At 71.8% G+C, this 24,329-nt stretch carries 21 protein-coding genes; 10 read left to right on the top strand and 11 right to left on the bottom strand.

Going from position 1 to position 24,329, the window contains the following annotated elements:
- Positions 1-6: 6 nt before the first annotated feature.
- Genes ACXYMW_RS04445 through ACXYMW_RS04430 form a run of 4 tightly spaced genes read right to left on the bottom strand, consistent with a single transcriptional unit; the run spans position 7 to position 4,098 of the window.
- Positions 7-735, bottom strand: a complete 729-nt coding sequence (locus ACXYMW_RS04445) for a glucose 1-dehydrogenase (protein ID WP_459034089.1) — start codon at positions 733-735, stop codon at positions 7-9.
- On the bottom strand, positions 732-2,345 hold the full coding sequence (locus ACXYMW_RS04440) for a dipeptide ABC transporter ATP-binding protein (RefSeq protein WP_459034088.1): 1,614 nt from the start codon (positions 2,343-2,345) through the stop codon (positions 732-734). Before ACXYMW_RS04440 ends, ACXYMW_RS04445 begins: the two co-directional genes overlap by 4 nt.
- Positions 2,342-3,157, bottom strand: a complete 816-nt coding sequence (locus ACXYMW_RS04435) for an ABC transporter permease (protein ID WP_459034087.1) — start codon at positions 3,155-3,157, stop codon at positions 2,342-2,344. Before ACXYMW_RS04435 ends, ACXYMW_RS04440 begins: the two co-directional genes overlap by 4 nt.
- Positions 3,154-4,098 (bottom strand): ABC transporter permease, encoded by a 945-nt coding sequence (locus ACXYMW_RS04430; protein WP_459034086.1) that lies wholly within the window; start codon positions 4,096-4,098, stop codon positions 3,154-3,156. Before ACXYMW_RS04430 ends, ACXYMW_RS04435 begins: the two co-directional genes overlap by 4 nt.
- Before the next feature lie 189 nt (positions 4,099-4,287).
- Between ACXYMW_RS04430 and ACXYMW_RS04425 the strand changes: the two genes are divergently transcribed.
- Together ACXYMW_RS04425 and ACXYMW_RS04420 are read left to right on the top strand one after the other, a co-directional pair.
- Positions 4,288-4,740, top strand: coding sequence for a MarR family winged helix-turn-helix transcriptional regulator (locus ACXYMW_RS04425; RefSeq protein WP_459034085.1), 453 nt, complete (start codon positions 4,288-4,290; stop codon positions 4,738-4,740).
- A gap of 71 nt (positions 4,741-4,811) precedes the next feature.
- Complete coding sequence (locus ACXYMW_RS04420; RefSeq protein ID WP_459034084.1) at positions 4,812-5,225, top strand: group I truncated hemoglobin; 414 nt, start codon at positions 4,812-4,814, stop codon at positions 5,223-5,225.
- A 90-nt stretch (positions 5,226-5,315) separates the two neighbouring features.
- Here ACXYMW_RS04420 and ACXYMW_RS04415 read toward each other — a convergent pair whose 3' ends face one another.
- Both ACXYMW_RS04415 and ACXYMW_RS04410 read right to left on the bottom strand, forming a co-directional pair.
- Positions 5,316-6,782: a tannase/feruloyl esterase family alpha/beta hydrolase gene (locus ACXYMW_RS04415; RefSeq protein WP_459034083.1), complete on the bottom strand. Its 1,467-nt coding sequence runs from the start codon at positions 6,780-6,782 to the stop codon at positions 5,316-5,318.
- Positions 6,783-6,916: 134 nt separating this feature from the next.
- On the bottom strand, positions 6,917-8,398 hold the full coding sequence (locus ACXYMW_RS04410; RefSeq protein ID WP_459034082.1) for an ABC transporter substrate-binding protein: 1,482 nt from the start codon (positions 8,396-8,398) through the stop codon (positions 6,917-6,919).
- A 228-nt stretch (positions 8,399-8,626) separates the two neighbouring features.
- On the opposite strand from ACXYMW_RS04410, the gene panB reads away from it, so the two are divergent.
- Positions 8,627-9,502 (top strand): 3-methyl-2-oxobutanoate hydroxymethyltransferase, encoded by an 876-nt coding sequence (gene panB, locus ACXYMW_RS04405; protein ID WP_459034081.1) that lies wholly within the window; start codon positions 8,627-8,629, stop codon positions 9,500-9,502.
- The gene (gene panC, locus ACXYMW_RS04400; RefSeq protein ID WP_459034080.1) at positions 9,499-10,353 is read left to right on the top strand and encodes a pantoate--beta-alanine ligase; all 855 of its coding nucleotides are present in this window, start codon (positions 9,499-9,501) and stop codon (positions 10,351-10,353) included. The genes panB and panC overlap by 4 nt, the downstream gene beginning before the upstream one ends.
- Positions 10,354-10,517: 164 nt before the next feature.
- On the opposite strand, the gene ACXYMW_RS04395 is transcribed toward panC, so the two are convergent.
- Both ACXYMW_RS04395 and ACXYMW_RS04390 read right to left on the bottom strand, forming a co-directional pair.
- On the bottom strand, positions 10,518-11,792 hold the full coding sequence (locus tag ACXYMW_RS04395; protein WP_459034079.1) for an acetylornithine deacetylase/succinyl-diaminopimelate desuccinylase family protein: 1,275 nt from the start codon (positions 11,790-11,792) through the stop codon (positions 10,518-10,520).
- Between the two features lie 101 nt (positions 11,793-11,893).
- Positions 11,894-12,853, bottom strand: coding sequence for a DUF2125 domain-containing protein (locus ACXYMW_RS04390; RefSeq protein WP_459034078.1), 960 nt, complete (start codon positions 12,851-12,853; stop codon positions 11,894-11,896).
- A gap of 65 nt (positions 12,854-12,918) precedes the next feature.
- On the opposite strand from ACXYMW_RS04390, the gene ACXYMW_RS04385 reads away from it, so the two are divergent.
- The 3 genes from ACXYMW_RS04385 to ACXYMW_RS04375 are packed head-to-tail and all read left to right on the top strand — an operon-like array spanning position 12,919 to position 16,845.
- Positions 12,919-13,476, top strand: a complete 558-nt coding sequence (locus ACXYMW_RS04385) for a gamma-glutamylcyclotransferase (RefSeq protein ID WP_459034077.1) — start codon at positions 12,919-12,921, stop codon at positions 13,474-13,476.
- Between the two features lie 48 nt (positions 13,477-13,524).
- The gene (locus ACXYMW_RS04380; protein WP_459034076.1) at positions 13,525-14,748 is read left to right on the top strand and encodes a biopolymer transporter ExbB; all 1,224 of its coding nucleotides are present in this window, start codon (positions 13,525-13,527) and stop codon (positions 14,746-14,748) included.
- A 3-nt stretch (positions 14,749-14,751) separates the two neighbouring features.
- On the top strand, positions 14,752-16,845 hold the full coding sequence (locus ACXYMW_RS04375) for a peptidoglycan -binding protein (protein ID WP_459034075.1): 2,094 nt from the start codon (positions 14,752-14,754) through the stop codon (positions 16,843-16,845).
- A 3-nt stretch (positions 16,846-16,848) separates the two neighbouring features.
- Here ACXYMW_RS04375 and ACXYMW_RS04370 read toward each other — a convergent pair whose 3' ends face one another.
- From ACXYMW_RS04370 to gloB, 3 genes are all read right to left on the bottom strand, one after another.
- Entirely contained in the window at positions 16,849-17,823 is a 975-nt protein-coding gene (locus ACXYMW_RS04370) for a M23 family metallopeptidase (protein ID WP_459034074.1), read from the bottom strand.
- Positions 17,820-20,150: an ATP-dependent Clp protease ATP-binding subunit ClpA gene (clpA, locus tag ACXYMW_RS04365; protein WP_459034073.1), complete on the bottom strand. Its 2,331-nt coding sequence runs from the start codon at positions 20,148-20,150 to the stop codon at positions 17,820-17,822. Before clpA ends, ACXYMW_RS04370 begins: the two co-directional genes overlap by 4 nt.
- Before the next feature lie 153 nt (positions 20,151-20,303).
- Positions 20,304-21,071 carry a hydroxyacylglutathione hydrolase gene (gene gloB, locus ACXYMW_RS04360; protein WP_459034151.1) on the bottom strand — a complete coding sequence of 256 codons (768 nt, stop codon included), beginning with the start codon at positions 21,069-21,071 and terminating at the stop codon, positions 20,304-20,306.
- Positions 21,072-21,139: 68 nt separating this feature from the next.
- On the opposite strand from gloB, the gene ACXYMW_RS04355 reads away from it, so the two are divergent.
- The 3 genes from ACXYMW_RS04355 (at position 21,140) to atpA (ending at position 24,319) form a co-directional block, all read left to right on the top strand.
- Positions 21,140-21,877 carry a methyltransferase domain-containing protein gene (locus ACXYMW_RS04355; RefSeq protein WP_459034072.1) on the top strand — a complete coding sequence of 246 codons (738 nt, stop codon included), beginning with the start codon at positions 21,140-21,142 and terminating at the stop codon, positions 21,875-21,877.
- 336 nt (positions 21,878-22,213) lie between these two features.
- Positions 22,214-22,780, top strand: a complete 567-nt coding sequence (locus tag ACXYMW_RS04350) for a F0F1 ATP synthase subunit delta (protein ID WP_459034071.1) — start codon at positions 22,214-22,216, stop codon at positions 22,778-22,780.
- Entirely contained in the window at positions 22,781-24,319 is a 1,539-nt protein-coding gene (gene atpA / locus ACXYMW_RS04345) for a F0F1 ATP synthase subunit alpha (RefSeq protein WP_459034070.1), read from the top strand. It abuts the gene before it with no gap.
- Positions 24,320-24,329: the final 10 nt, after the last annotated feature.

Here is a 24,329-nt window from a genome sequence, read left to right as displayed (position 1 = left end):
CGGGGCTCAGATGCATCGCCCGCCATCCACCTCGAGCACCGCGCCGGTGACCATCGAGGCCTCGTCGGAGCAGAGATAGAGCGCCGCGTTGGCCAGGTCCTCCGGCGTCGAGAAGCGGCCGATCGGGATGGTGGCGAGGAACGCGGCGCGGCGCTCGGGCGTGTCCTCGCCCAGGAAACTCGCCAAAAGCGGGGTCTCCCCGGCCACCGGGGCCAGCGCGTTGACGCGGATTCCGGCGGGGGCCAGTTCCACCGCCATCGCCTTGGTCGCGGTCACCATCCAGCCCTTGGAGGCGTTGTACCAGTTGAGCCGCGGCCGCGGCGACAGGCCCGCGGTGGAGGCGATGTTGAGGATCGCCGCGCTGCCGCGCGCCTTCATCCCCGGCAGGAAGGCCCGCGCGGTCAGGTAGACCGACTTGCAGTTCACCGCGAAGACGCGGTCGAACTCGTCCTCGGCGACCTCCTCCATCGGCGTCGGCAGGTGGGTGATGCCGGCATTGTTGACGAGGATGTCGATCTCGCCCGCGGCCTCGGCCATCGCCGCCACGCTGTCGCCGTCGGCCACGTCGACGCGCAGCGCGGTGGCGCCGATCTCCGCGGCCAGGGCGCGGGCCCCGTCCTCGGCGATGTCGGCGACGATCACCGCGGCGCCCTCGGCGGCGAAGCGCCGCGCGATGCCGGCGCCGAAGCCCGAGGCGCCCCCGGTCACCAGGGCGCGTTTGCCGTCTAGTCTCATGCAGTCTCCTCCTCCGGGACGGTCGCAAGGGTCTCGGGCAGCCGCGGCGCCGCCGCCAGCAGGGCCCGCGTATAGGGATGGTCGGGGGCGGCGAAGAGCCGTTCGGTCGGGGCGTCCTCGACGATCTCGCCGGCCTGCATCACCAGCACCCGGTCGACCACGCCGCGCACCACGTCGAGGTCGTGGCTGATGAACAGGTAGCCCAGGTCGCGCTCGGCCGAGAGCCGCGCGATCAGGTCGAGGATGCGGGCGCGCACCCGCACGTCGAGGGCCGAGACCGCCTCGTCGAGGATCACCAGGTCGGGATCGGTGATCAGCGCCCGGGCCAGCGCGATGCGCTGGCGCTGGCCGCCGGAGAACTCGTGGATGAAGCGGCGCGCCGCGCCGGCCGGCAGGCCGACATCGGCCAGCGCGCGGTCGACCCGGGCCTGCCGCTCGGCGCCCTCGGGCGGCGCGTCCAGGAGGTGCAGCGGCTCGGCCACCAGCCGGCCGACGCGGTGGCGCGGGTTGAAGCTGCCATAGGGGTCCTGGAACACCGCCTGCACCCGGCGGCGCAGATCGGCGGGCATCCGGCCCTCGGCCCCGAGCGGCACGCCGTCGAGCACGACCTGCCCGCCGGTCGGCCGGTCGAGCCCCAGCAGCAGGCGCGCCAGCGTCGACTTGCCGGAGCCCGATTCGCCCACCAGCCCGACCCGTTCGCCGCGCCGCAGGGTCAGCGTGACGCCGGGCAGCACGGTGACCTCCTGGCGCTTGGCGAAGGGATGCGGCCGCGGCAGGGCGTGGCGCCGCTCCAGCCCGCGGCATTCCATCAGCGGCCCGTAGGTGGCCGGCGGGGCGAGCGCCGGGCGGTGCGCCGAGGCGGCGAGCAGGGCCCGGGTATAGGGGTGGCGCGGCGCCGCGAAGATGCTGGATGCGGGCCCGGCCTCGACCACCCGGCCGGCCTCCATCACCGCCAGCCGGTCGGCCAGGTCGTGCACCACGGCCAGGTCGTGGGTGATCAGCAGGAGCCCCATGCCGTCCTGCCGCACCAGGTCGCGCAGCAAGGCGAGGATCTGCGCCTGCGTGGTGACGTCGAGCGCGGTGGTCGGCTCGTCGGCGATCAGCAGGCGCGGCCGCAGCGCCACCGCCATGGCGATCACCACGCGCTGGCGCTGGCCGCCGGACAATTCGTGCGGGTAGCGCCCCGGCGGCACCACGTCGGGGTCGAGCCCGACCCGGGCCAGGGTCTCGTGCGCCAGCTCGGCGGCGGCGCGGCGCGGCAGGCGGCGGTGCAGGCGGATGGTCTCGGCCACCTGGTCGCCGATCCGCATCAACGGGTTCAGCGCGGTCATCGGCTCCTGGAAGACCATGCCCATGGCCTCGCCCCGGAAGGTGCAGAGATCGCGCTCCGAGAGCGCCAGCAGGTCGGTCCCGTCGAGCGCCACGCTGCCCGCCGCGCGGGCGCCCTGCGGCAGCAGGCCCATCACCGCCAGCGCGGTCATCGACTTGCCCGACCCGCTTTCGCCGGTCAGCGCCACGATCTCGCCCGGCGCGACCTCGAGCGCCACGCGTTCGAGCACCGGCAGCCCGCCGATCGACACGTCGAGATCGCGGATCGCCAGCAGGCTCACAGCCGCACCGCCCGCAGCCGCGGGTCGAGCGCGTCGCGCAGCCCGTCGCCGAGAAGGTTCAGCCCGAGCACCGCGGCGACGATGGCGAGGCCGGGCATCAGCGCCACGTGCGGCGCCAGCGCCACCAGGGTCTGCGCCTCGGCCAGCATCCGGCCCCAGGACGGCACCGGCGGCTGCGCGCCGAGCCCGACATAGCTGAGCCCGGCCTCGGCGAGGATGCCGAGCGAGAACTGGATCGTCGCCTGCACGATCAGCAGGTTGGCGAGGTTGGGCAGGATGTGCTCGGCGCTGATCCGGACCCGGCCCTTGCCGGCGAGGCGCGCGGCGGCGACGAAGTCGCGCTGCCAGAGCGCCAGCGCGCCGCCGCGGGTCAGCCGGGCGAAGACCGGGATGTTGAAGATGCCGATGGCGAGGATGGCGTTGACCGCGCCGGGTCCGGCCACCGCGGTGATCAGGATGGCGATGACGAGGCTCGGGAAGGCGAAGACCAGGTCGTTGCCGCGCATGATGAGCTCGTCGAGCCAGCCGCCGCTGCGGGCCGCCGCGGCGAGGCCCAGCGGCACCCCGGCGGCGAGCCCGATGCCGACCGCGATCAGCGCCACCGCCAGCGAGGTCCGCGCCCCCACCATCAGCATGGCGAGGATGTCGCGGCCGAACTGGTCGGTGCCCAAGAGGTGCGCCGCCGAGGGCGGGCGCAGCCGGGCGGCGATCTCCACCGCGGTGACGTCGCCGGGCGTCCAGACCAGCGACAGCAGCGCCGCGCCGGCGAAGAGCGCCGCTAGGAGGGCGCCGAGCACCAGGCGCAGGCTCATGCCGGCCGCCTCAGCCGCGGATCGACCCAGGCATAGGCGAGGTCGGTCAGGAAGGTCACCAGGATCACTGCGAAGACCAGCAGCATGACCACCGATTCCACTACGATCAGGTCGCGCTGCGAGATCGCCTGGAAGATCAGCCGCCCGAGCCCGGGCAGGTAGAAGACCTGCTCGATGATGATGGCGCCGGCCAGCAGGAAGGAGAATTGCAGCCCGAGGATGGTCAGGACCGGGATCAGCGCGTTGCGCAGGGCGTGACGGCGCAGCGTCTGGCCGCGGCTCAGGCCCTTGGCGCGGGCGGTGCGGATGAAGTCCTCGCCCAGCACGTCGATCAGCGCCGAGCGCAGCACCCGGGCGAGGATCGCCGCCTGCGGCAGGGCGAGGGCGATCGCCGGCAGGGTCAGCGCCGCCAGCGCCGCGCCCGGGTCGGACCAGCCCGGGAAGCCGCCGGCGCCGACCCAGCCGAGCTTGAGCGCGAAGACCAGCACCAGCAGCATGGCGAACCAGAAATTCGGCACCGCGACGCCGATCTGGCTGATCCCCATCACCGTCAGATCGCCGGTCCGGCCGCGCCGCGCGGCGGCGTAGAGCCCCGCGGGCAGCGCCAGCGCGGTCGACAGGGCCAGCGCGTAGAGCGCCAGCGGCAGCGACACGGCGAGCCGGTCGGCGACCATGCCGGAGACCGCGGTGCGGTAGGTGTAGGAGATGCCGAAATCGCCCCGCGCCATGCCCGCGACCCAGCCGAGGTAGCGCTCCAGCCGCGGCTGGTCGAGCCCGAGCTCGGTGCGCAGGGCCGCCACCGTGTCGGGCCGCGCATTGATGCCCAGCATGTAGCGGGCCGGATCGCCCGGCGCGACCTCCACCACCATGAAGATCACCGCCGAGGCCACCAGGAGGCTCAGCAGCAGCGACAGGGAGCGGCGGAGGGCATAGGCCAGCATGGCGCCACGGTAGGGGCGCGCCGGGGCCGGGTCCAGATGCCTTTGCGCCGCCCGCGGCTGCGCCGCGTCGGCCCGAGCCGCGCGATGCCGGGGGCGCCGCGGCGGCGACCGGAAATGCCGCTAGGTGAAATAGTGCATGCATGATCTAATCATGGATGAAGAGACTGCGAATCACGGGAGGCGCGCGGGATGGAGCCACGGCGGCTGCGGCTGGACGACCAGCTCTGCTTTGCCCTCTACGCCGCCACCAACGCGGTGACCCGGGCCTACCGGCCGCGGCTCGAGGCGCTCGGCCTGACCTATCCGCAATACCTGGTGATGCTGGTCCTGTGGCAGGACGGGCCGCGTCGGATGCGCGAGATCGGCGCCCGCCTGGCGCTTCCCGCGAACGCCATCACGCCGCTGGTGGACCGGCTCGAGGCGGCGGGCTGGGTGGCGCGCCGCGCGGTGGCGGGCGACCGCCGCGCCGTGGAGATCGCCCTCACACCCGCCGGCGCCGCGCTCGAGGCGGAGGCGTCGCGGGCGCAGATGCAGGTCGAATGCGAGACCGGGCTCGACCCGGCGGCGCTGGCGCTGCTGCGCGCCGAACTGAGATCGCTCGCCGCCCGGATGGAGGGCGGCGGGTCCGCGGCCGCCGAATAGGCGCGCCCCGGCGCCGCCGGGAGGGGAGGCCCGGCGGCGGCCCAGCAAGCCCGGTTCAGGAGGAGAGACCGATGGCCCAGGAGTCGACGACCCCCACGCTGTTCGAGCGGCTGGGCGGCGTCTACCGCATCGCCGGCGCGGTGGAGATCCTGGTGGATCGCCTCTACGACAACGCCTCGGCCAATCTCAACAGGGCGGTGGACGAGTTCCACAGGCAGGGCGGCCATGCCGGGTTCAAGTTCCTGGTCACCGCCTGGTCGGTGGAGGCGACCGGCGGGCCGAGATGCTATCCCGGGCGCGACATGCGCGAGAGCCACGCCCATCTGAACGTGACCGAGCGCGACTTCGACATCGTGCGGCTCGAGATCTCGGCGACGCTGCATTACGTCGGCGTGCCCGAGCGCGAGCATGACGAGTTCATGGCGATCATCGACAGCTACCGCGACATGGTCGTCGCCCCCGAACACCGGGTTGCCGCGGAGTGAGCCAGCCGGGCACCGCATCCAGCGCCCTCTAGCCACCTCGCTTCGCGGCGCGATCCCGGCCGGCTCCCGGCGGCCGGGATCGCTCTTTCCTCATTCCGGGGCGCTGTCCGCCGCCATGATGCTCTGCGGCGGCGTGCCCTCCGCCAGCCAGGTCTCCAGCGGCGTCATCGGGTCGAGCGCCTCGGCGGTGATCCCGTCCGGGCCCGGCTGGATGCCGCAATGGTCGAGCCCCGGCACCATGAAGAGCGCCACGTTCTCGCGCAGCGCCTCTTCGCCGCCCGCCACTGCTGCGGCCTTCTCGAACCAGTCGAGGGTCTTGTAGGGCGTCACGATGGCGTCGGCCCAGCCGTGCCAGACGATCATCTTGCCGCCGGCTTCGCGGAAGGCCGAGATGTCGGGATCGTCGGCGTTGTAGAGCGCGGCCTGCGGCGCCATGCGCGCCGGATCGGCCTCGACGTCGAAGTCGAGCGGCGTCCAGGTGGCGCCGGGATCGTCCGGGAAGGCCATGTATTGCCCGAAGCCGGTGGCGAAGGCGTTGACCAGCTTGCCGCCGCCGCCCTCCATGCCGGTCAGCCAGAGCGGCCAGAACGGCTCCGACCCCTCGGGCACGCCGCCGGGATAGAGCTGCGCGCCGGCGGCGTTGACCGCGCCCTGGCGCCACTTGCCGACCACCTCGATCTCGGCCGCATCCAGACAGGCGCCGCCCTCTGCCGCGCCCGCCGCGCCGTCGCCGCAGGCCAGCCCGGAAAGGTCGATCTCGCAGGCCCGCGGATCGGCGATCACACCGTCCTCGGCGCCGTCGGTGCCGTCGCATTGCGCCAGCACCGCCTCGGCCAGCAGCGGCACCTTGTCGGGGGTCAGGATCTGCGCGCCGTCGGCATCGGTATTGGCCTGCATCAGGTAGGACATCTTGGTGCCGACGAGGTCGGTGTAGTTCATCGCCGGGGCGCCCGAGATGATGCCCTGGAACATCTCCGGGTAGCGCAGGGCCGCCATATGGGCCATGCGCCCGCCGGTCGAGCAGCCCTGGAAGATCGCCTGCTCCGACTCGTCCTCGTAGAACGCCGCGATCAGCGCCTGCGCCACGCGGTGGGTCTCCCCGATGGAGCGCCAGCCCCAGTCGCGCTCGGCATGGGGGGCATGGTCGGCCCAGCCGGCATCGACCACCGACAGCGCGTGGTGGCCGCTGTCCGAGGTCGCGGTGGCATAGCCGCGCGCCAGCCCCGGGCGCATGGCGTTGACCCAGCCGGGCGAGGCGTCGGCGCGGCCGAGAATGCCGCAGAAGCCGCCGCAGCCGGCCTGGTAATACTTGCCGTTCCAGCCCGCGAGCGGCAGCCGCACCTCGATGTTGATCGCCGGCAGGGCGGTGGCGCGGATCTCGCAATAGGCCGGCAGATCGCCCTCGGCCGGCACTTCGCGGGCGGTGTTGACCCGGGCGGCGTCGATCACCGTGCCGGTCAGCGCGGCGCAATCCGCGCCGCCGTCGCTTTGCTGGGCGGCCGCGCCGGCCGCGGCGCTCGTCATCAGGATGGCCAAAAGGGCCAGGGGCTTGCGCATGTCACTCTCCCGTTGCGGCGGCCTCTTGGCGGGCCGCCTCGGGGCGCAGGCTCGCGCGGAACGGGTATCCGGGCAAGATCTTTGCAGGCCCCGGGGGCGCGAGACCGGGATCGCGCCGCCGGGAGGCCCGCCGCCTAGTCGCGCCAGCGCACCTGGGCCAAGGGGTTGGCCTGGGTCGGCTGGTTGGCCCAGAGCCCGTCGAGCTTGGCATCCGCGACGGTCGGGAAGGCCAGCTCGAACAGGAAGCCGTTGACGTGGTCCTCGGCGATGTGGCGCTGCGCCGCCTTGAGGATCTCGGAGCGCGCGGCGGGATCGGCGGTGGCGCGCAGATCCTCCATCAGCTTGCGGAAGCCGGCATCGTCATACTGGAAGTAATAGTCGGGCCGGGCATAGATGTTGATGTCCATGGGCTCGGTATGGCTGACGATGGTCAGGTCGAAATCCTTGCCGCGGAACACCTCCTCCAGCCATTGCGCCCATTCGAGGTTGAGGATCTCGGTCTCGATGCCGACCTCGCGGAGCTGTGCCGCAACGATCTCGCCGCCGCGTCGGGCATAGGAGGGGGGCGGCAGCTTCAGCGTGGCGGTGAAGCCCTCTTCGAACCCCGCCTCGGTGAGCAGCTGGCGGGCCTTCTCGGGGTCGTGCGGGGACAGGTCGGTGAGATCGACGTAATCGGGGTGATGCGGCGCGAAATGCGACCCGATCGGCGTGCCCTGGCCGAACATCGCGCCCTCGATGATGGCGCCGCGGTCGATGGCATGCGCCACGGCGCGCCGCACCATCGGGTTGGAGAACGGCTCCACGCCGTTGTTCATCGCCAGGATGGTCTCGCCCTCGGTCGAGCCGACGATCACCTGGAAGCGCGGATCGGCCTCGAATTGCGGCAGGTTCTCCGGCGCCGGGAAACCCGCGAAGGCGTCGATGTCCTGCGCCATCATCGCCGCGAAGGCCGCCGTCGGGTCGGAGATGAAGCGGAAGCTGGCGCGCTCGAGCGCCGGCGCCTCGCCCCAGTACTCGGCGTAGCGGGTGAGATCGATGCGGTCGCCCTGGCGCCATTCGGCAAAGGCGAAGGGCCCGGTGCCGACCGGCGCGGTCTTGATCTGCTCGACGCTCTCGGGCGCCACGATCACCGCGTCGCCCCAGGCCAGATTGGCGAGAAAGCCGCCATCGGGTTCGGTGAGCGTGACCGCGACCGTCTTGGCGTCCACCGCCTCGACCGAGGCGATGCCCTCAAACAGCGCCTTCTGGGCGTTCACGCTGTCGTGCCCGCGCGCCCGGTCGAGGGTGAAGACCACGTCCTCGGCGTCGAAAGCGGTGCCGTCATGGAAGGTCACGCCCTCGCGCAGCCGGAAGGTGTAGCGCAGGCCGTCCTCGGAGATCTCCCAGCTTTCCGCCAGGGCCGGCTCCACGCTGCCATCGGCGGTGAACCGGGTCAGGCCCTCGAAGACGTTGGAATAGAGCACCGAATCGATGGCGCCGGCGGCCGCCGAGGTCGGGTCGAGATGCGGCGGCTCGAGCTGGATGGCGAGCGTCAGGTCGGTCTGCTGGGCCGCGGCCGGAACGGCGAGGGCGGCCAGCAGCGCGGCGAGGGCGGCGGGGCGGCACGGACGGGTCATGGGCGTCTCCTGTCGGGGCTGCGACCGGGACGGGCCGCAGGGCCGAGACTGAGCCGAAAGCCTCGCCGCGTTCAAGGCCGCAGGGCGCCGCCCGGGGCCGGTGGCGCGCGGCCCGCCCTGTGGCCCGTGAAGGTTCGGCCGTGGTCACGCCGCGTTGCGGCGATCGGCCCCTGTGCGGCGCCGCGCCGGTCTGCTATGACCCGGCCGCGACGGAGCGAGGGGGCCAGGATGAGCGCGACCGCACAGAAGACCGCACCGATGCCGGACGACATCCGGGCGATGAAGGGCGGCCGGCCGATCGTCAGCCTGACCGCCTACACGACGCCGATGGCGCAGGCGATGGACGCGCAGTGCGATTTCGTGCTGGTCGGCGACAGCGTCGGCATGGTGCTGCACGGGCTGCCCTCGACGCTGGGCGTGACCATGGAGATGATGATCCTGCACGGCCAGGCGGTGCGCCGCGGGCTCTCCCGCGCCATGATGGTGGTCGACATGCCCTTCGGCAGCTACGAGGAGAGCCCGGCCCAGGCCTTCCGCAACGCCGCCCGGCTGATGGCCGAGACCGGCGCCGCGGCGATCAAGCTCGAGGGCGGCGTGGCCATGGCCGAGACCATCCGCTTTCTCGTCGCCCGCGGCGTGCCGGTGATGGCCCATATCGGACTCACCCCGCAATCGATCAACACGCTGGGCGGCTACAAGGTGCAGGGCCGCGGCGCAGCCGGCGACAGGCTGCTCGCCGATGCCCGCGCGGTGGCCGAGGCCGGCGCCTTCGCGGTGGTGCTGGAGAAGACGCCCGAGGGCCTGTCGGACCGCATCACCGCCGAGATCGCCATCCCGACCATCGGCATCGGCGCCTCGGCGGGCTGCGACGGGCAGGTGCTGGTGGTCGACGACATGCTCGGGCTCTTCACCGCCTTCAAGCCGAAATTCGTCAAGCGCTACGCCGATCTGGGGCAGCGCGCCGAGGCCGCCATCGCGGCCTATGCCGAGGAGGTCCGGGCGCGGCGCTTCCCCGGGCCGGAGCACGTCTTTGCCGATGCCGCACCCCAGACGGGGTCGGGCGCCGGGGCGCCGCCGGCCGGCCGGCCGGGGGAGGGGGCATGACCGCGCCGCGGCCGCCGATCGTCCGGCGCAGGGCCGATCTCGCGGCGCGGATCGCGGAGTGGCGCCGCGCCGGCGCGCGGATCGGCGTGGTGCCCACCATGGGGGCGCTGCACGAGGGCCATCTGAGCCTCGTCGAGCGCGCCCGCGCCGATTGCGACCGGGTGATCGTCACGCTCTTCGTCAACCCGCGGCAGTTCAACTCGCCCGAGGACCTGGCCAATTATCCCCGCACCGAGGAGGACGATGCGCGGCTCCTGACGCCCTTCGGCATCGACGCGCTCTACGCCCCGGATCCGGGCGAGATCTACCCCGAGGGCTTCGCCACCACGGTGGCGGTGGCGGGCCTCACCGAGGTGCTCTGCGGCGCCCACCGCCCCGGCCATTTCGAGGGCGTGGCCACCATCGTCGCCAAGCTCTTCCGCCAGACCGGGGCGGATCGCGCCTATTTCGGCGAGAAGGATTACCAGCAATTGCAGGTGGTGCGCCGCATGGCGGCCGATCTCGATCTCGGCGTCGCGGTGGTGGGCTGCCCCACCGTGCGCGAACCCGACGGGCTGGCCCTGTCCTCGCGCAACCGCCGGCTCGACGCCGCCGCGCGGCGCGCCGCGCCGGCGCTGCACCGCGAGATGGAGGGGATCGTCCGCGACCTGGCGGCGGGCGGCGCGGCCGGCGCGCTCTGCCGGGCGGCGGCGGAGCGGCTCCGCGCCGCGGGCTTCGCAGAGATCGAGTATCTCGAACTGCGCGCCGGCGACGATCTGCGGCTGCTGGAGCGCCCGGCGCCCGGCGCCCGGCTCTTCGCCGCGGCCTGGATCGGCGGGGTGCGGCTGATCGACAATATCGCGGCGGGCTGACCGGGGCGGCGCGGGCCGGCCTGGGGTCGGGCGGGGTCCCGGCGGGGGCGGGCGGAGAGCGCGGAGGGAGGGGAGGGGACCTCCCGCTCCCCGGGATATTTTTGCTCAGAAGAAGGGGGCGGCGCGGCGGGGCGGCCGGATACGCCCGGGCGCGGGTTGGGGCGTCAGGGGAGCAGCAGGCGTTCCAGCAGGCGCGCCATGACCTGGGCGCTGTCGAGCATGTCGGTGACCGAGATCCATTCGTCGGGCTGGTGCGCCAGTTCCAGGATGCCCGGCCCGTAGGCCACGCAGTTCTTCAGCTGGCCGATGCGGTCGATATGCTTCTGGTCGTAGCTCCCGGGCGAGGCCACGAAGCCCGGCGCGCTTCCGGTCACGTCGGCCATGGCGGCGCGCAGGGCGGTGACCACCGGCGCGTCCTCGGCGGTCATCGAGGGCAGCACCCGGTTGAGTTCGCGGATCCGGTAGTCGAAGCCCGGCCGCGCCGCCTTGACGCGTTCGAGCAGCGCCGCGATCTCGCCCTCGACGGCCTCCACCTTCTCCTCCATCAGGAAGCGGCGGTCGATCTGGATGCGGCAGCGGTCGGGCACGTTGTGCGCCGGCAGCGCGCTGTCGCCGGGGGCGCGCTCGGGCTCGCCGCCATGGATGGCGTTGATGTTCATGGTCGAGGAGCGCGCGCCGTCGGGGATCACCGGCATCTCGGTGCGCCGGGCCGCGAGCGCCGGGAAGAGCTCGGTCTCGAAGGCGTCGAGCACGGCGCCCATGTGGCGCACCGCGCAATCGCCGAGGAACGGCATCGAGCCATGCGCGATGCGGCCGCGGGTCTCGATCTCGGCCCACCAGCCGCCGCGGTGGCCGAGGCAGATGCGGTCCTTGCCGAGCGGTTCGGGGATGATCACGTGATCGACCCGGCCCGGCGCGAAGAGACCCTGCCGGGCGAGATGCGCGACGCCGCCATAGCCGCCCGATTCCTCGTCCGCGGTGGCGCTGATCTCGATCGCGCCGGCGAAATCGGGATGCTCCTCGAGAAAGGCCTCGGCGGCGACGATGGCGGCGGCCAGCCCGCCCTTCATGTCGCAGGCGCCGCGGCCGTAGATGCGGTCGCCCTCGAGCGCCGCGCCGAACGGGTCGCGGGTCCAGCCCTCGCCCACCGTGACGACGTCGGTATGGCCGTTGAAATGCACGCAGGGCCCCGGGCGCGCGCCCTCGATCCGGGCCACCAGGTTCCAGCGCGGAAAGCGTTCCGAATCGCCCGGCGCGCCCTCGGCCCGGAGGCGGTCGCAGGCAAAGCCGCGCGCCGCCAGCCGGGTGTCGAGAAGGCCGCAGATCTCGGCGTAGTTCTCGCCCGGGGGGTTGCGCGTCGGGATGCGGATCAGCGCCTGGGTCAGCGCCACGAGGTCGTCGCGTTTCGCCAGCAGGCGGTGGCGCAGGGCGTCGGTCATCGGCAGTCTCCGCTGGAACACGCGCGGCACTGTTCCGCGGGCGGGCGCCGGGCGCAACCCGGGCCGGCGGCGGGGGCGGCGGAGCCCGGCCTTGCAGGGCTTCAGTCGCGCTCCGGCAGGCGCGGCAGCTCGCCCAGCGGGAAGGGGCCGAGATAGACCCGGCTGTCGTCGAGCCGCAGCCCGACCTCGAGCGTGTCGGCATCGCCGCGGAAGGCGGCGATCAGGCCGAGCAGCGCGCGCAGCCCCTCGGCCGCGCCCTCGGTCACCGTGCCGCGCGCCTGCGCGGCATCGAGCAGCGCCGGCCAGTTCCGCGCCTCGAGATCGAGATCGCCGTCGAGGCCGCCGCCGCCATCGACCTCGGCATCGCCCTCGAGCCGCAGCCGGGCGCCGTCGAGCGCCGCCTCGGCCAGCGCCAGCTCGATGCGGGTCAGGGGCGGCAGCGCGGCGCCGGGGGCGAGCGGCGCCGCGGTCTCCAGCGTGGCGCGCAGGGTCAGCCCCTCGCCGGCGGTCGCGGGCGCTTCCGCGTCGCCGCCGCTCGCTTCGGCGATCTCCGCCGCCACGGCGAGGCCGTAGCGCGGCGGCTCCGCCGCCAGCGCGTCGAGCGCGCCACGCAGGTCGCGCAGGTCGAGCCGGCCCTGCCGCTCCGAGCTCACCGTGAGCGTCGTGGCCTCAAAGTGCAGGCGGGCGAGGCGGCCGGCCTCGCCCAGCACCAGGCTGGCGCGCACGGCGCGGCTCTCGACCGCGACCCGGTCGCCGGGGCTTTCGGCGGTCAGCCGCTCGGGCAGGGCCAGGATGTAATGCGACGGATCGTAGACCAAGCGGAAGACCTGCAGGAAGGGCAGGTGCCAATTGGTGCCGGAGGCGGCATCGGTGATGCGCAGATCCTCGAACGTCACGTCGACCCGGCTGGGAAAGCCCCGCACCGCGATCTCGGAGGCGGTGACGCCGGGCGTGGCGGCCAGCCAGTCCTCCAGCGCCGCGCGGGTGGCCCGGGCCTGCCATAGCCAGTAGCCCGAATAGAGCAGGGCGGCGGCAACGATGACCAACAGCAGTCGCTTCATGGGCAGCCCCTTCAATCCCGGCGCGCGATGGTGTTTATCCCGGGCGCGAGGGAAGGACCAGAAGCATGACCCTGTGGGTATTCGGATACGGCTCGCTGCTGTGGAACCCGGGCTTCGAGGTGGCCGAGCGGCAATTCGCGCGGCTGCACGATTACCGGCGCAGCTTCTGCATGCGCTCGATCCATCACCGCGGCACCGATGCGGTGCCGGGGCTGGTGCTGGCGCTCGACGAGGAGCACGGCGCCTGGTGCGACGGCCTGGCGCTGGCGGCGCGGCCCGGCACGGAGGACGCCGTGCTGGCCTATCTGCGCGAGCGCGAACTGGTCTCTTCGGCCTATCTTGAGAAGCGGCTGGCCCTCCGGCTGCATGACGGCCGCGAGATCGAGGCGGTGACCTACGTCATCGACCCGCATCACGTGCAATATTGCCACCTGCCGCTCGAGGAACAGGCCCGCATCATCGCCCGCGCGGTCGGCGGCCGCGGCCCCAATACCGAGTATCTGCACAATACGGTGCAACATCTGGCTGAGCTGGGCATTCCCGATGCGGAACTGCAATGGCTCGCCGACCGGGTGCGCGCGATCGGCGCCGAACCGCTTGGCGCCACCGGGCAGACGCAATAGGGTCGGCGGCGAAACGTAACAGCGACACAGCGTTCAGGAGCGGTCCGGATGGATCAGTCGGACCTCGAGGCCGAGCCGCATTTCTCCCAGCCGATCCGCCAGACCTTCATGATGGTGGCGGTGCTCGCGCTGTCGGGCAGCGGCGCCTTCATGGCGCTGCCGCGGGTGCTGCCGGTCTTCGAGGCCAACCCCTACCTGAACGGCTTCATCCTCTTCGTCTTCTTCATCGGCGTGCTGGCCTGCTTCTGGCAGGTGGCGCAGCTGATCAACTCGGTGCGCTGGATCGAGAGCTTCGCCAGCCGCGGCCGGGCGGCGCCGGCGGGCCGGGCGCCGCAATTGCTGGCGCCGCTGGCGACGCTGCTGCGTTCGCGCGGGCAGCGCATGCAGATCACCACCACCTCGACCCGGTCGATCCTCGATTCGGTGGCCCAGCGCATCGACGAGGCGCGCGAGATCACCCGCTACATCGTCTCGCTGCTGATCTTCCTCGGCCTGCTCGGCACCTTCTACGGCCTCGCCACCACGGTGCCGGCGCTGGTCGACACGATCCGCAGCCTGGTGCCCGAGGAGGGCGAGAGCGGCACCGAGGTCTTCGCGCGCCTGATGAACGGGCTGGAAAGCCAGCTCGGCGGCATGGGCGTGGCCTTCGCCTCGTCGCTCCTGGGGCTTGCCGGGTCGCTGATCGTCGGGCTGCTGGAGCTCTTCGCCGCGCATGGCCAGAACCGCTTCTACCGCGAGCTCGAGGAATGGCTGTCCTCGATCACCCGCATCGGCCTGTCCTCGGGCGAGGGCGAGGGGGGCGGCGAACTGGCCGGCGCCGCGGTGGCGCTGGAACAGGTGGCCGACCAGCTCGAGGGGCTGCAGGATCTCTATGTCCGTTCCGAGGAGGCCCGCACCGAGATCGAGGCGCGGCTCGGCCAGCTCGCCGATTCCATCGAGCGGATGACCGAGCGCATGGAGGCCACCGCGCTGCCGACCTCGGCGCTGACCCGGATCGCCGAGGGCCAGGAGCGGCTGGTCGACACGCTGGCGCATCGCGAGACCGAGACCGGGCTCGACGCCGAGAGCCGGATGCGGCTGCGCTCCATCGACGTGCAGATGCTGCGCCTGCTCGAGGAGATCGCCGCCGGCCGGCAGGAGAGCATGGCCGAGCTGCGCACCGAGCTGTCGGCGCTGAACCGCACGCTGGGGCAGGTCGGGCGGCAGAGCGTCGCCGCGGCGCCGGGCGGGCGGCCGCAGCGCTTCCAGGCCAAGCAGACGCGGGAGGGCTAGGTCATGGCGCTGGCGCGCCGCAGCCGCAACCGCCTGCAAAGCTCGATCTGGCCCGGCTTCGTCGACGCCATGACCGGGCTCCTGCTGGTGCTGATGTTCGTGCTGACCATCTTCATGGTCATCCAGTTCGTGCTGCGCGAGACCATCACCGGGCAGGAGAGCCGGCTCGACCGGCTCTCGGCCGAGATTGCCGAGCTGGCCGGGGCGCTGGGGCTGGAGGAGCGGCGCAACCGCGACCTGACCACCCGGCTGGGCGAGCTCACCGCGACGCTCGACGACAGCGCCACGCGCATCGCCGAACAGCAGGGCATCATCGAGAGCCTGACCGCGGCCCGCGACGCGCGCACCGAGGAACTGGCCGAGGCCGAGCGGCGCATCGCCTCCTTCGAGGAGCAGGTGGCCGGGCTGCTGGCGGCGCGCCGCGACGCCGAGGGCCGAATCGCCGATCTGAGCGCCGAGCGCGACGCGCTGAGCGCCGACCGGGACGCGCTGGGCGCCGAGCGCGACGCGCTGGAGACCGCGCTGGCCTCGGCCCGCGCCGAGATCGATGCCGGGGCCGAGGCGGCCCGGCTGGCGGCGGCCCGGCGCGAGGCGCTGGAGGCGCTGGTGGCCGATCTGCAGAGCCGCAACGCGGCGGCGGCGGAAACCGCCACGGCGCTGGAGGGCCGGGTGGCGGAGTTGAGCGAGGCGCTCTCGGCCGAGGAGGCGGCGCGGCTGGTGGAGGCGGAGGCTGCGGCGGCGCTGCGCGCCCGGCTCGAGGCGGCCGATGCCGAGCTCACCGCGATGACGCTGACGCTCGAGGAACAGCGCGCCGAGGCGGAGGACACCCTGACGCTGCTGGCCGCGGCGCGCTCGGCCGAGGCCGACCTGAACGCCCGGCTGGCCGAGGCGCTGCTGGCCGAGCGCGAGGCCGAGGAGGCGCTGGCCGCCCAGATGCAGAGCGCGGGCAGCCTGGAGACCGCGCTGGCCGAGCTGCGCGACGATCTTGCCGCGGCCGAGGACCGCGCCGCGGCGGCCGCGCAGCTGGAATCCGACCTCGCCGCGCTGCGCGCGGAGACGGCGGGCCTGCGTTCGGCGCTGTCGGCGGCCGAAGAGGGGGCCGAGGCGCAGTCCGAGACCGTCGAGACGCTGCGCGCGGCGCTCGCCGAGGCCCGCGCGGAGGCCGCCGAGCGGCGGCGCCGGGCAGAGGAGCTGGCGCGCCGTCTCGCCGCCGCGGTGGCGGCGCAAGAGGACACCGCGCTCGACGCCGAAGAGGTGCGCGAGCGGCTGGTGGCGGCCCTGGCCGCCCGCAGCGCCGCCGAGGCCGAGGCCGAGGAGGCGATGAGCCGGGCCGAGACCCGCGCCGCGCTGCTGGCCGCGGCGCGCGACGAGTTGCAGAGCGAAAGCGCGCGCGCCAGCGCCGCGCAGAAGCAGAGCGAGCTGCTGAACCAGCAGGTCGCGGCGCTGCGCACGCAGCTGTCGCAGCTGCAGGGCCTGCTCGACGCGGCGCGCGACAGCGATGCCGAGGCCCAGGTCCAGCTCGAGGCGCTGGGCCGCGATCTCAACCAGGCGCTGGCCCGCGCCGCCGCCGAGGAACGCCGCCGGCGCCAGCTCGAGGAGGCTGAGCGCCGCCGGCTCGAGGCCGAGGCGCGCGATCTCAAGCGCTACCGCTCGGAATTCTTCGGCCGCCTGCGCGAGATCCTGGGCAACACGGAGGGCGTGCGCATCGAGGGCGATCGCTTCGTGTTCTCCTCGGAGGTGCTGTTCGCCACCGGCGATTCCCGGCTCTCGGTGCAGGGCCGCGAAGAGATCGCCAAGGTCGCCACCATCCTCAAGAGCGTCGCCGACGACATCCCGCCCAGCATCGACTGGGTGATCCGTGTCGACGGCCATACCGACGACATCCCGGTGCGGCCCGGCGCGCGCTTTGCCGACAACTGGGAGCTCAGCCAGGCCCGGGCCTTGTCGGTGGTGCGCTACATGATCGAGGCGCTGGGCATCCCGCCGGGACGGCTCGCCGCCAACGGCTTCGGCCAGTACCATCCGGTCGATCCCGCGGACAGCGCCGAGGCGCGGGCGCAGAACCGCCGTATCGAGCTCAAGCTGACCGAGAAGTGAGGCTCACTCGACGGTGACGTCGGCGTGACGCACCGCCAGCAGGCGGCCGTCGCGGTGGTAGCGCACGTAGCCGCGATAGGCGCCGGGCGCCCAGCCGCCGGGCGGGGCGCGGCGGCCGAAGGCGCGGAAGATCTCGGCCTGCACGTCGTCGAGCACCATCTCGGTGTCGAAGATCGGGCCGCCGGGGCCGGCCGCCTCGAAATGCAGCACGTCGCCGGCCTCGGGGTGGAAGGCATAGCCGTAGAGCACCAGCGGCGCCTCGCGGCCGGCGGCGGCGATGCGGGCCGCGCCCGAGCGCACCTCGGCGAGGTCGGGCACTGCGTCGGAGAACCCCGCAGTGTAGAGACCGGTGCGGCTGTAGATCGGCGGCGCCTGCCAGAGCGAGTCGGCGGCCGCACCGGCGCCGTCGCAGCCCTCCTCGGCGGCCGGGGCGAAGGGGTCGACCTCGGCGCCGCCATTCAGCACGGTGAAGTGCAGGTGGGGGTAGTTGGTGCGCCCGGACAGCCCGACGAGGCCCAGCCGTGCCCCGCGCTTGACCTCCTGGCCCGGCAAGACCGCGACCGAGCCCAAGCGCATGTGGCAATAGAGCGTCTCGAAGCCGTCCTCGTGCGCGATGCGGACCGCGTTGCCGCAATCCTTGCCGTCCAGCGCGCCCTCGCCGCCGGCGGCAAGCGGGCGGTCGTCCACCCCGTCGCGCACCGCGCGCACGCGGCCCGGGGCGGCGGCGAGCACCGCCACGCCGCGCTCCATCGCCTCGAAGGAGGGAAGGGCGAAATCGATACCGCCGTGATCGTCGCGCGCCTTCAGCCCGCAGGCGTAATCGGCGACCCCGGGGCCCGGGCGGGCATCCATGTACTCCTCGATCACGCAGGTCTCGCCGATGGTGCAGTCGAGCGGCAGCGTGAACAGATCGGCCGCCGCCGCTACGGGCGCGGTGGGGGCGATCAGGGCAAGGCCGAAGGCGGCCCGGCGCCTCACTCGGCGGTCAGCAGGGGCGGACGCCGGGAGGAGAGCTGGCGCTTCTCCGGGCCGGACAGCTCGAGGTCGAGCTTGCCGTCCTTGAGGCCGACCCGGACCACGCCGCCCTTCTGCAGCTTGCCGAAGAGCAGTTCCTCGGCCAGCGGCTTCTTGATGTTCTCCTGGATCACCCGGCCCAGCGGGCGGGCGCCCATCTTGTCGTCGTAGCCCTCGTTGGCCAGCCATTCGGCGGCCGGCTTCGACAATTCGATCGACACGCCGCGGTCCAGAAGCTGCGCCTCGAGCTGCAGGACGAACTTCTCGACCACCTGTAGGATGACCTCCTTGGGCAGCGGCTTGAACGAGATCACCGCGTCGAGCCGGTTGCGGAATTCCGGCGTGAAGGTGCGCTCGATCGCCGCCGTGTCCTCGCCCTCGCGGCGGTCGCGGCCGAAGCCGATCGCCGCCTTGGCCTGCTCCTGGGCGCCGGCGTTCGAGGTCATGATCAAGATCACGTTGCGGAAATCCACCGTCCGGCCGTTATGGTCGGTGAGCGTGCCGTGATCCATCACCTGCAGCAGGATGTTGTAGACATCCGGATGCGCCTTCTCGATCTCGTCGAGCAGCAGCACGCAATGCGGGTGCTGGTCGACGCCGTCGGTGAGCTGGCCGCCCTGGTCGAAGCCGACATAGCCCGGAGGCGCGCCGATCAGGCGCGAGACGGCGTGTTTCTCCATGTATTCCGACATGTCGAAGCGCAGCATCTCGACGCCCAGCACGTCGGCGAGCTGCTTGGCCACCTCGGTCTTGCCGACGCCGGTGGGGCCGGCGAAGAGGTAGTTGCCGATCGGCTTCTCGGGCTCGCGCAGGCCCGCGCGGGCGAGCTTGATGGCCGAGCTCAGCGCCTCGATCGCCGGGTCCTGGCCGAAGACCACGCGCTTCAGGCTGGCCTCGAGATCGCGCAGCACCTCGGCATCGTCCTTGGAGACGTTCTTGGGCGGGATGCGGGCGATCTTGGCCACCACGGCCTCGATCTCGCGCGCGCCGATGGTCTTGCGCTTCTTGCTGTCGGGCAAGAGGTGCTGCGCCGCGCCGGCCTCGTCGATCACGTCGATCGCCTTGTCGGGCAGCTTGCGGTCGTTGATGTAGCGCGCCGAGAGCTCCACCGCGGTCTTGATCGCGTCGGCGGTGTACTTGATGTCGTGATGCTCCTCGAAATAGGGCTTCAGGCCCTTGAGGATCTTCACCGTGTCCTCGACCGAGGGCTCGTTGACATCGATCTTCTGGAACCGGCGGGAGAGCGCGCGGTCCTTCTCGAAATGCTGGCGGAACTCCTTGTAGGTGGTGGAGCCCATGGTGCGCAGGCGGCCGCCCTGCAGCGCCGGCTTGAGCAGGTTGGAGGCGTCCATCGCGCCGCCCGAGGTGGCGCCGGCGCCGATCACGGTGTGGATCTCGTCGATGAAGAGCACCGCGTCGGGATGCTCCTCGAGCTCGTTGACGACGGCCTTCAGCCGCTCCTCGAAATCGCCGCGGTAGCGGGTGCCGGCCAGAAGCGCGCCCATGTCGAGCGAAAAGATCGTGGTCTCCGACAGCACGTCCGGGGTCTGGCCGTTGACGATCTTGCGCGCCAGGCCCTCGGCGATGGCGGTCTTGCCGACGCCGGGATCGCCGACGAGCAGCGGGTTGTTCTTGCGCCGGCGGCACAGGACCTGGATGCACCGCTCGACCTCGGACTCGCGCCCGATCAGCGGATCGACGTCGCCCTTGCGCGACTTCGCGTTGAGATCGACACAGTACTTCGCCAAGGCCGATTCCTTTTGGTCGCCCGAAGAGGCGGTTTCGGTCGCCTGAGCTTCCTCCTCCGGCTCGGACGCCCCCTGGACGGGACGGCTTTCCCCGAAGGCGGGGTTCTTGGCGACACCATGCGCGATGAAGTTGACCGCATCATAGCGCGTCATTTCCTGTTCCTGCAGGAAATATGCGGCATTGGATTCGCGTTCCGCGAAGATCGCGACCAGCACGTTGGCGCCCGTCACCTCGGTCCGGCCCGAGGACTGGACGTGGATCGCGGCGCGCTGGATCACCCGCTGGAAGGCGGCGGTCGGAACCGCCTCCGACCCCTCGATGTCGGTGACCAGATTCGACAGGTCGCCGTCGATGAACTCGACCAGCGTGGTGCGCAGCTCCTCGGTGTCCACGTCACAGGCCTTCATCACCCGTGCCGCGTCCGGTTCGTCGACGAGGGCCAGCAGCAGGTGCTCCAGCGTCGCGAATTCGTGGCTGCGCGAATTCGCGAGCGCCAGCGCTGCGTGGATGGCCTGCTCAAGGGTGTTCGAGAATGAAGGCACGTTGCGGTGCTCCTCTTGTCTGCGCCGGATGCTCCAGCTTTGCCTCTCGAAATTAAAGTTCGGTCGATTGGCAAGGTGCTTCAAGTTTTTTCTGCGCCGCGCGCGCTCACGTCACCATGACCGCGCGGCGCTGTTGCTCAAATGGGCGCCGCCTCAGAAGGCGTCCTTGCGGCGCCGGATCTCGGCGAAGACCTCGGCCGCGGGGGCGTCCATCATGCCAAGGGCGCGGCGCACCGGTTCGTCCCCGGCCCGTAGGAAAGGATTGGTGGCCAACTCGTCGGAAAGGCGGGAGGGCACCGTCGGCTCGCCCCGGTCACGGGCCGCAGCGATTGCGTCTGCACGAGATTTAAGCGCGGAATTGTCGGGTTCAATGGTGCGGGCGAACTCGGCATTCTTGGCGGTGTATTCGTGGCCCGAGCAGATCGTCGTCTCCCCCGGCAGCGGCAGGAACTTCTGCAGGCTGTCCCACATCTGCTCCATCGTGCCCTCGAAGACGCGCCCGCATCCCAGCGCCATCAGGCTGTCGCCGGTGAAGGCGATGCGCGACTTCGGCAGGTGGTAGGCGATGTGACCCTTGGTGTGGCCCGAGACGTCCATCACGAAGACCTCCTCGGCGCCGAAGGGGAAGCTCTCGCCGTCGCGGACCTCGCGGTCGAGGTCGGGCAGGCGGTGGGCATCGGCGGCGGCCCCGGTGACCCGCGCCGGGGCGAAGTCGAGCAGCTCGCCCACGCCCTGGACGTGGTCGTCGTGATGGTGGGTGAGCCAGATCTCCGAGAGCGTCCAGTCGCGGCGCTTCAGCTCGGCGATCACCGGCGCCGCCTCGGGCACGTCGATGACCGCGGTGGCCCGGCTCTCCGGGTCGTGCAGCAGGAAGGTGTAGTTGTCGGACAGCGCCGGCAGGGTGACGAGCTCCAGGGGCATTTCCATTTTCTCCTGCATGGTTAAGGTCGGGTCGGAACGACGCTAGGCTCTTCGGCGGGGGCGCTGCAATGCATCTGGACGTGGCAAGCCTGCGGGACTTCTATTATCGCAACGCGCTCGGGCGCGTGGCTCAACGCATCATCCGCACGGAGGTTCGCCAGCTCTGGTCCGATACCCACGGGCAGACCGTGGCGGGCTACGGCTTCGCGGTGCCGCTGCTGCGCCCCTTCCTGTCCGAGGCGCGCCGGGTGATCGGACTGATGCCCGGCCCGCAGGGGGTGATGCACTGGCCGGCCGGGATGCCCAGCGTCTCGGTGCTGTGTGACGAGACCGCCTGGCCGCTGGAGACCGGGCGGGTCGACCGCCTGGTGCTGTTGCACGGGCTCGAGACCTCGGAGAATGCCGGCGCGCTGCTCGACGAATGCTACCGCGTGCTGGGGCCGGGCGGCGAGATCCTGTTCGTGGTGCCGAACCGCTCCGGTCTCTGGGCGCGCAGCGACCGCACGCCCTTCGGCTATGGCCGGCCCTATTCGCTGGGCCAGCTCGAGGCACAGCTCAAGCGCCACGACTTCATCCCCGAGCACCACCTCTCGCTGCTCTACCAGCCGCCGTCGACGCGGCGCTTCTGGATGCGCACCGGCCCGTTCTGGGAACGCATCGGACGTTCGGTGCCGGCGCTGATGGCCGGCGGCGTGGTGCTGGTGCATGCCTCCAAGCGCTACCCGCCGACCCGGCGCGGGGTCGGCGAGGCGGTGCGCCGGCCGCTCGGCGCGCTGGCCCCGAAACCGGCGGTGAAACCGGCCTGAAGCCGGCCTGAAGCCGGCCGCGCCGCTCCGCCGCCGCGGCCCGGCCGGCGGATTCGCCGCCCCGACGGCTCATGCCGCAGCGCAGCGGCGGAAAAACCCAGGCGCGGCCGCCCCGTGGCCTGCGCGGATGGTCGCAGGGGCGACCGCGGCACCGCAAAACAAGGGGTTCGGGCCGGGATCTAAAAACCCTTTGCCATGTTGCGGGGTGGGGGAGGCTCTGCTACATCCGCGCTGATTTTGGCGCCCCGGCCGCCAGGATGGGCAAAACCGGGGCCGACGAGGGACGCCTCCCGGCGGGCCAGCAGGCCGCGCCGCGGGGGCTCTAGTAGCGGAAGGGTGGACGTGTCTGAACCAGCTTCGATTTCCTCCGGCATCGCAGAGCGTTACGCTGCCGCCGTCTTCGCGATCGCGAAGGAGGATGGCAGCCTCGACAAGCTCGAAACCGACATCGACGATCTGGACCGGGCGCTCAAGGACAGCGACGATCTGCGCGACCTGATCCATTCGCCGATCTACGGGCGCGAGGCGCAGTCGCGCGCGATCATGGCGGTGGCCGACAAGATGGGCCTGCTCGAGACCCTGAAGAACACGCTGGGCCTGATGGGCTCCAAGCGGCGGCTCTTCGTGGTGCCGGCGCTGATCGCGCAGCTGCGCGAGATGATCGCCGAGGAGAAGGGCGAGATCGCCGCCGACGTGGTGTCGGCCAGCGAGCTCTCCGACGACCAGCGCCGCCGCCTCGCCGAGACGCTGAAGGGCCAGGTCGGCCGCGACGTCAAGCTGAACACCACCGTCGACGAGAAGCTCATCGGCGGACTCATCGTGAAGGTGGGCTCGAAGATGATCGACACCTCGATCCGTTCGAAGCTCCTCTCCCTCCAGAATGCAATGAAAGAGGTCGGATAAATGGGTATCCAAGCAGCCGAGATTTCTGCGATCTTGAAGGACCAGATCAAGAACTTCGGCCAGGAAGCCGAGGTGGCCGAAGTGGGTCGCGTGCTGTCGGTCGGCGACGGGATCGCCCGCGTCTACGGCCTCGACAACGTGCAGGCCGGCGAGATGGTCGAATTCCCCGGCGGCATCCGCGGCATGGCGCTCAACCTCGAGAGCGACAACGTCGGCGTCGTGATCTTCGGCTCCGACCGCGAGATCCGCGAAGGCGACACCGTCAAGCGCACCAACTCGATCGTGGACGTGCCGGTGGGTGACGCGCTGCTCGGCCGCGTGGTCGACGCGCTCGGCAACCCGATCGACGGCAAGGGTCCGATCGCCGCCGCCGAGCGCCGCGTCGCCGACGTCAAGGCGCCGGGCATCATGCCGCGCAAGTCGGTGCACGAGCCGATGGCCACCGGCCTGAAGGCGATCGACGCGATGATCCCGATCGGCCGCGGCCAGCGCGAGCTGATCATCGGCGACCGCCAGACCGGCAAGACCGCCGTGGCGCTCGACACCGTGCTGAACCAGAAGTCCTACAACGAGGCCGCCGGCGACAACGAGAGCCAGAAGCTCTACTGCGTCTACGTCGCCGTGGGCCAGAAGCGCTCCACCGTGGCGCAGCTGGTGAAGAAGCTCGAGGAATCCGGCGCCATCGAATACTCGATCGTGGTCGCCGCGACCGCGTCCGACCCGGCGCCGATGCAGTACCTCGCCCCCTACACCGCGACCGCGATGGGCGAATACTTCCGCGACAACGGCCGGCACGGCCTGATGATCTACGACGATCTGTCCAAGCAGGCCGTGGCCTACCGCCAGATGTCGCTGCTGCTGCGCCGTCCGCCGGGGCGTGAAGCCTATCCGGGCGACGTCTTCTACCTCCATTCGCGGCTGCTCGAGCGTTCGGCCAAGCTGAACGAGGCCAACGGTGCCGGCTCGCTGACCGCGCTGCCGATCATCGAGACCCAGGGCGGCGACGTGTCGGCCTTCATCCCGACCAACGTGATCTCGATCACCGACGGCCAGATCTTCCTCGAGACCGACCTGTTCTACCAGGGCATCCGTCCGGCCGTGAACACCGGTCTGTCGGTGAGCCGCGTGGGCTCCTCGGCCCAGACCAACGCCATGAAGTCGGTCGCCGGCCCGGTGAAGCTGGAGCTCGCGCAGTACCGCGAGATGGCCGCCTTCGCGCAGTTCGGCTCCGACCTCGACGCCGCGACCCAGCGCCAGCTGAACCGCGGTGCCCGCCTGACCGAGCTGATGAAGCAGCCGCAATACTCGCCGCTGACCAACGCCGAGATCGTCTGCGTCATCTTCGCCGGCACCCAGGGCTATCTCGACAAGATCGCGGTCAAGGATGTCGGCCGCTACGAGAAGGGCCTGCTGCAGCACCTGCGCACCAAGCACCGCGACCTGCTCGACTGGATCACCAACGAGGACCCGAAGGTGAAGGGCGACGCCGCCGACAAGATCAAGGCGGTTCTGGACGAGTTCTCCAAGGACTTCGCGTGAGCCCGGAGGG

It is taken from the genome of Roseivivax sp. CAU 1761, from assembly GCF_054482755.1.
Note: the sequence above shows the minus strand (reverse complement) of the source record. Positions and strands in the feature narration are given on the sequence as shown.

Excerpts from the sequence above, each read along its gene's own strand:
- ACXYMW_RS04430 (WP_459034086.1), bottom strand. The coding sequence starts at position 4,098 with ATGCTGGCCTATGCCCTCCGCCGCTCCCTGTCGCTGCTGCTGAGCCTC.
- ACXYMW_RS04415 (WP_459034083.1), bottom strand. The coding sequence starts at position 6,782 with ATGCGCAAGCCCCTGGCCCTTTTGGCCATCCTGATGACGAGCGCCGCG.
- ACXYMW_RS04445 (WP_459034089.1), bottom strand. The coding sequence starts at position 735 with ATGAGACTAGACGGCAAACGCGCCCTGGTGACCGGGGGCGCCTCGGGC.
- ACXYMW_RS04380 (WP_459034076.1), top strand. The coding sequence starts at position 13,525 with ATGGATCAGTCGGACCTCGAGGCCGAGCCGCATTTCTCCCAGCCGATC.
- ACXYMW_RS04390 (WP_459034078.1), bottom strand. The coding sequence starts at position 12,853 with ATGAAGCGACTGCTGTTGGTCATCGTTGCCGCCGCCCTGCTCTATTCG.
- ACXYMW_RS04425 (WP_459034085.1), top strand. The coding sequence starts at position 4,288 with ATGGAGCCACGGCGGCTGCGGCTGGACGACCAGCTCTGCTTTGCCCTC.
- ACXYMW_RS04410 (WP_459034082.1), bottom strand. The coding sequence starts at position 8,398 with ATGACCCGTCCGTGCCGCCCCGCCGCCCTCGCCGCGCTGCTGGCCGCC.
- gloB (WP_459034151.1), bottom strand. The coding sequence starts at position 21,071 with ATGCCCCTGGAGCTCGTCACCCTGCCGGCGCTGTCCGACAACTACACC.
- panC (WP_459034080.1), top strand. The coding sequence starts at position 9,499 with ATGACCGCGCCGCGGCCGCCGATCGTCCGGCGCAGGGCCGATCTCGCG.
- panB (WP_459034081.1), top strand. The coding sequence starts at position 8,627 with ATGAGCGCGACCGCACAGAAGACCGCACCGATGCCGGACGACATCCGG.
- ACXYMW_RS04375 (WP_459034075.1), top strand. The coding sequence starts at position 14,752 with ATGGCGCTGGCGCGCCGCAGCCGCAACCGCCTGCAAAGCTCGATCTGG.
- atpA (WP_459034070.1), top strand. The coding sequence starts at position 22,781 with ATGGGTATCCAAGCAGCCGAGATTTCTGCGATCTTGAAGGACCAGATC.
- ACXYMW_RS04385 (WP_459034077.1), top strand. The coding sequence starts at position 12,919 with ATGACCCTGTGGGTATTCGGATACGGCTCGCTGCTGTGGAACCCGGGC.
- ACXYMW_RS04355 (WP_459034072.1), top strand. The coding sequence starts at position 21,140 with ATGCATCTGGACGTGGCAAGCCTGCGGGACTTCTATTATCGCAACGCG.
- ACXYMW_RS04435 (WP_459034087.1), bottom strand. The coding sequence starts at position 3,157 with ATGAGCCTGCGCCTGGTGCTCGGCGCCCTCCTAGCGGCGCTCTTCGCC.
- ACXYMW_RS04395 (WP_459034079.1), bottom strand. The coding sequence starts at position 11,792 with ATGACCGACGCCCTGCGCCACCGCCTGCTGGCGAAACGCGACGACCTC.
- ACXYMW_RS04420 (WP_459034084.1), top strand. The coding sequence starts at position 4,812 with ATGGCCCAGGAGTCGACGACCCCCACGCTGTTCGAGCGGCTGGGCGGC.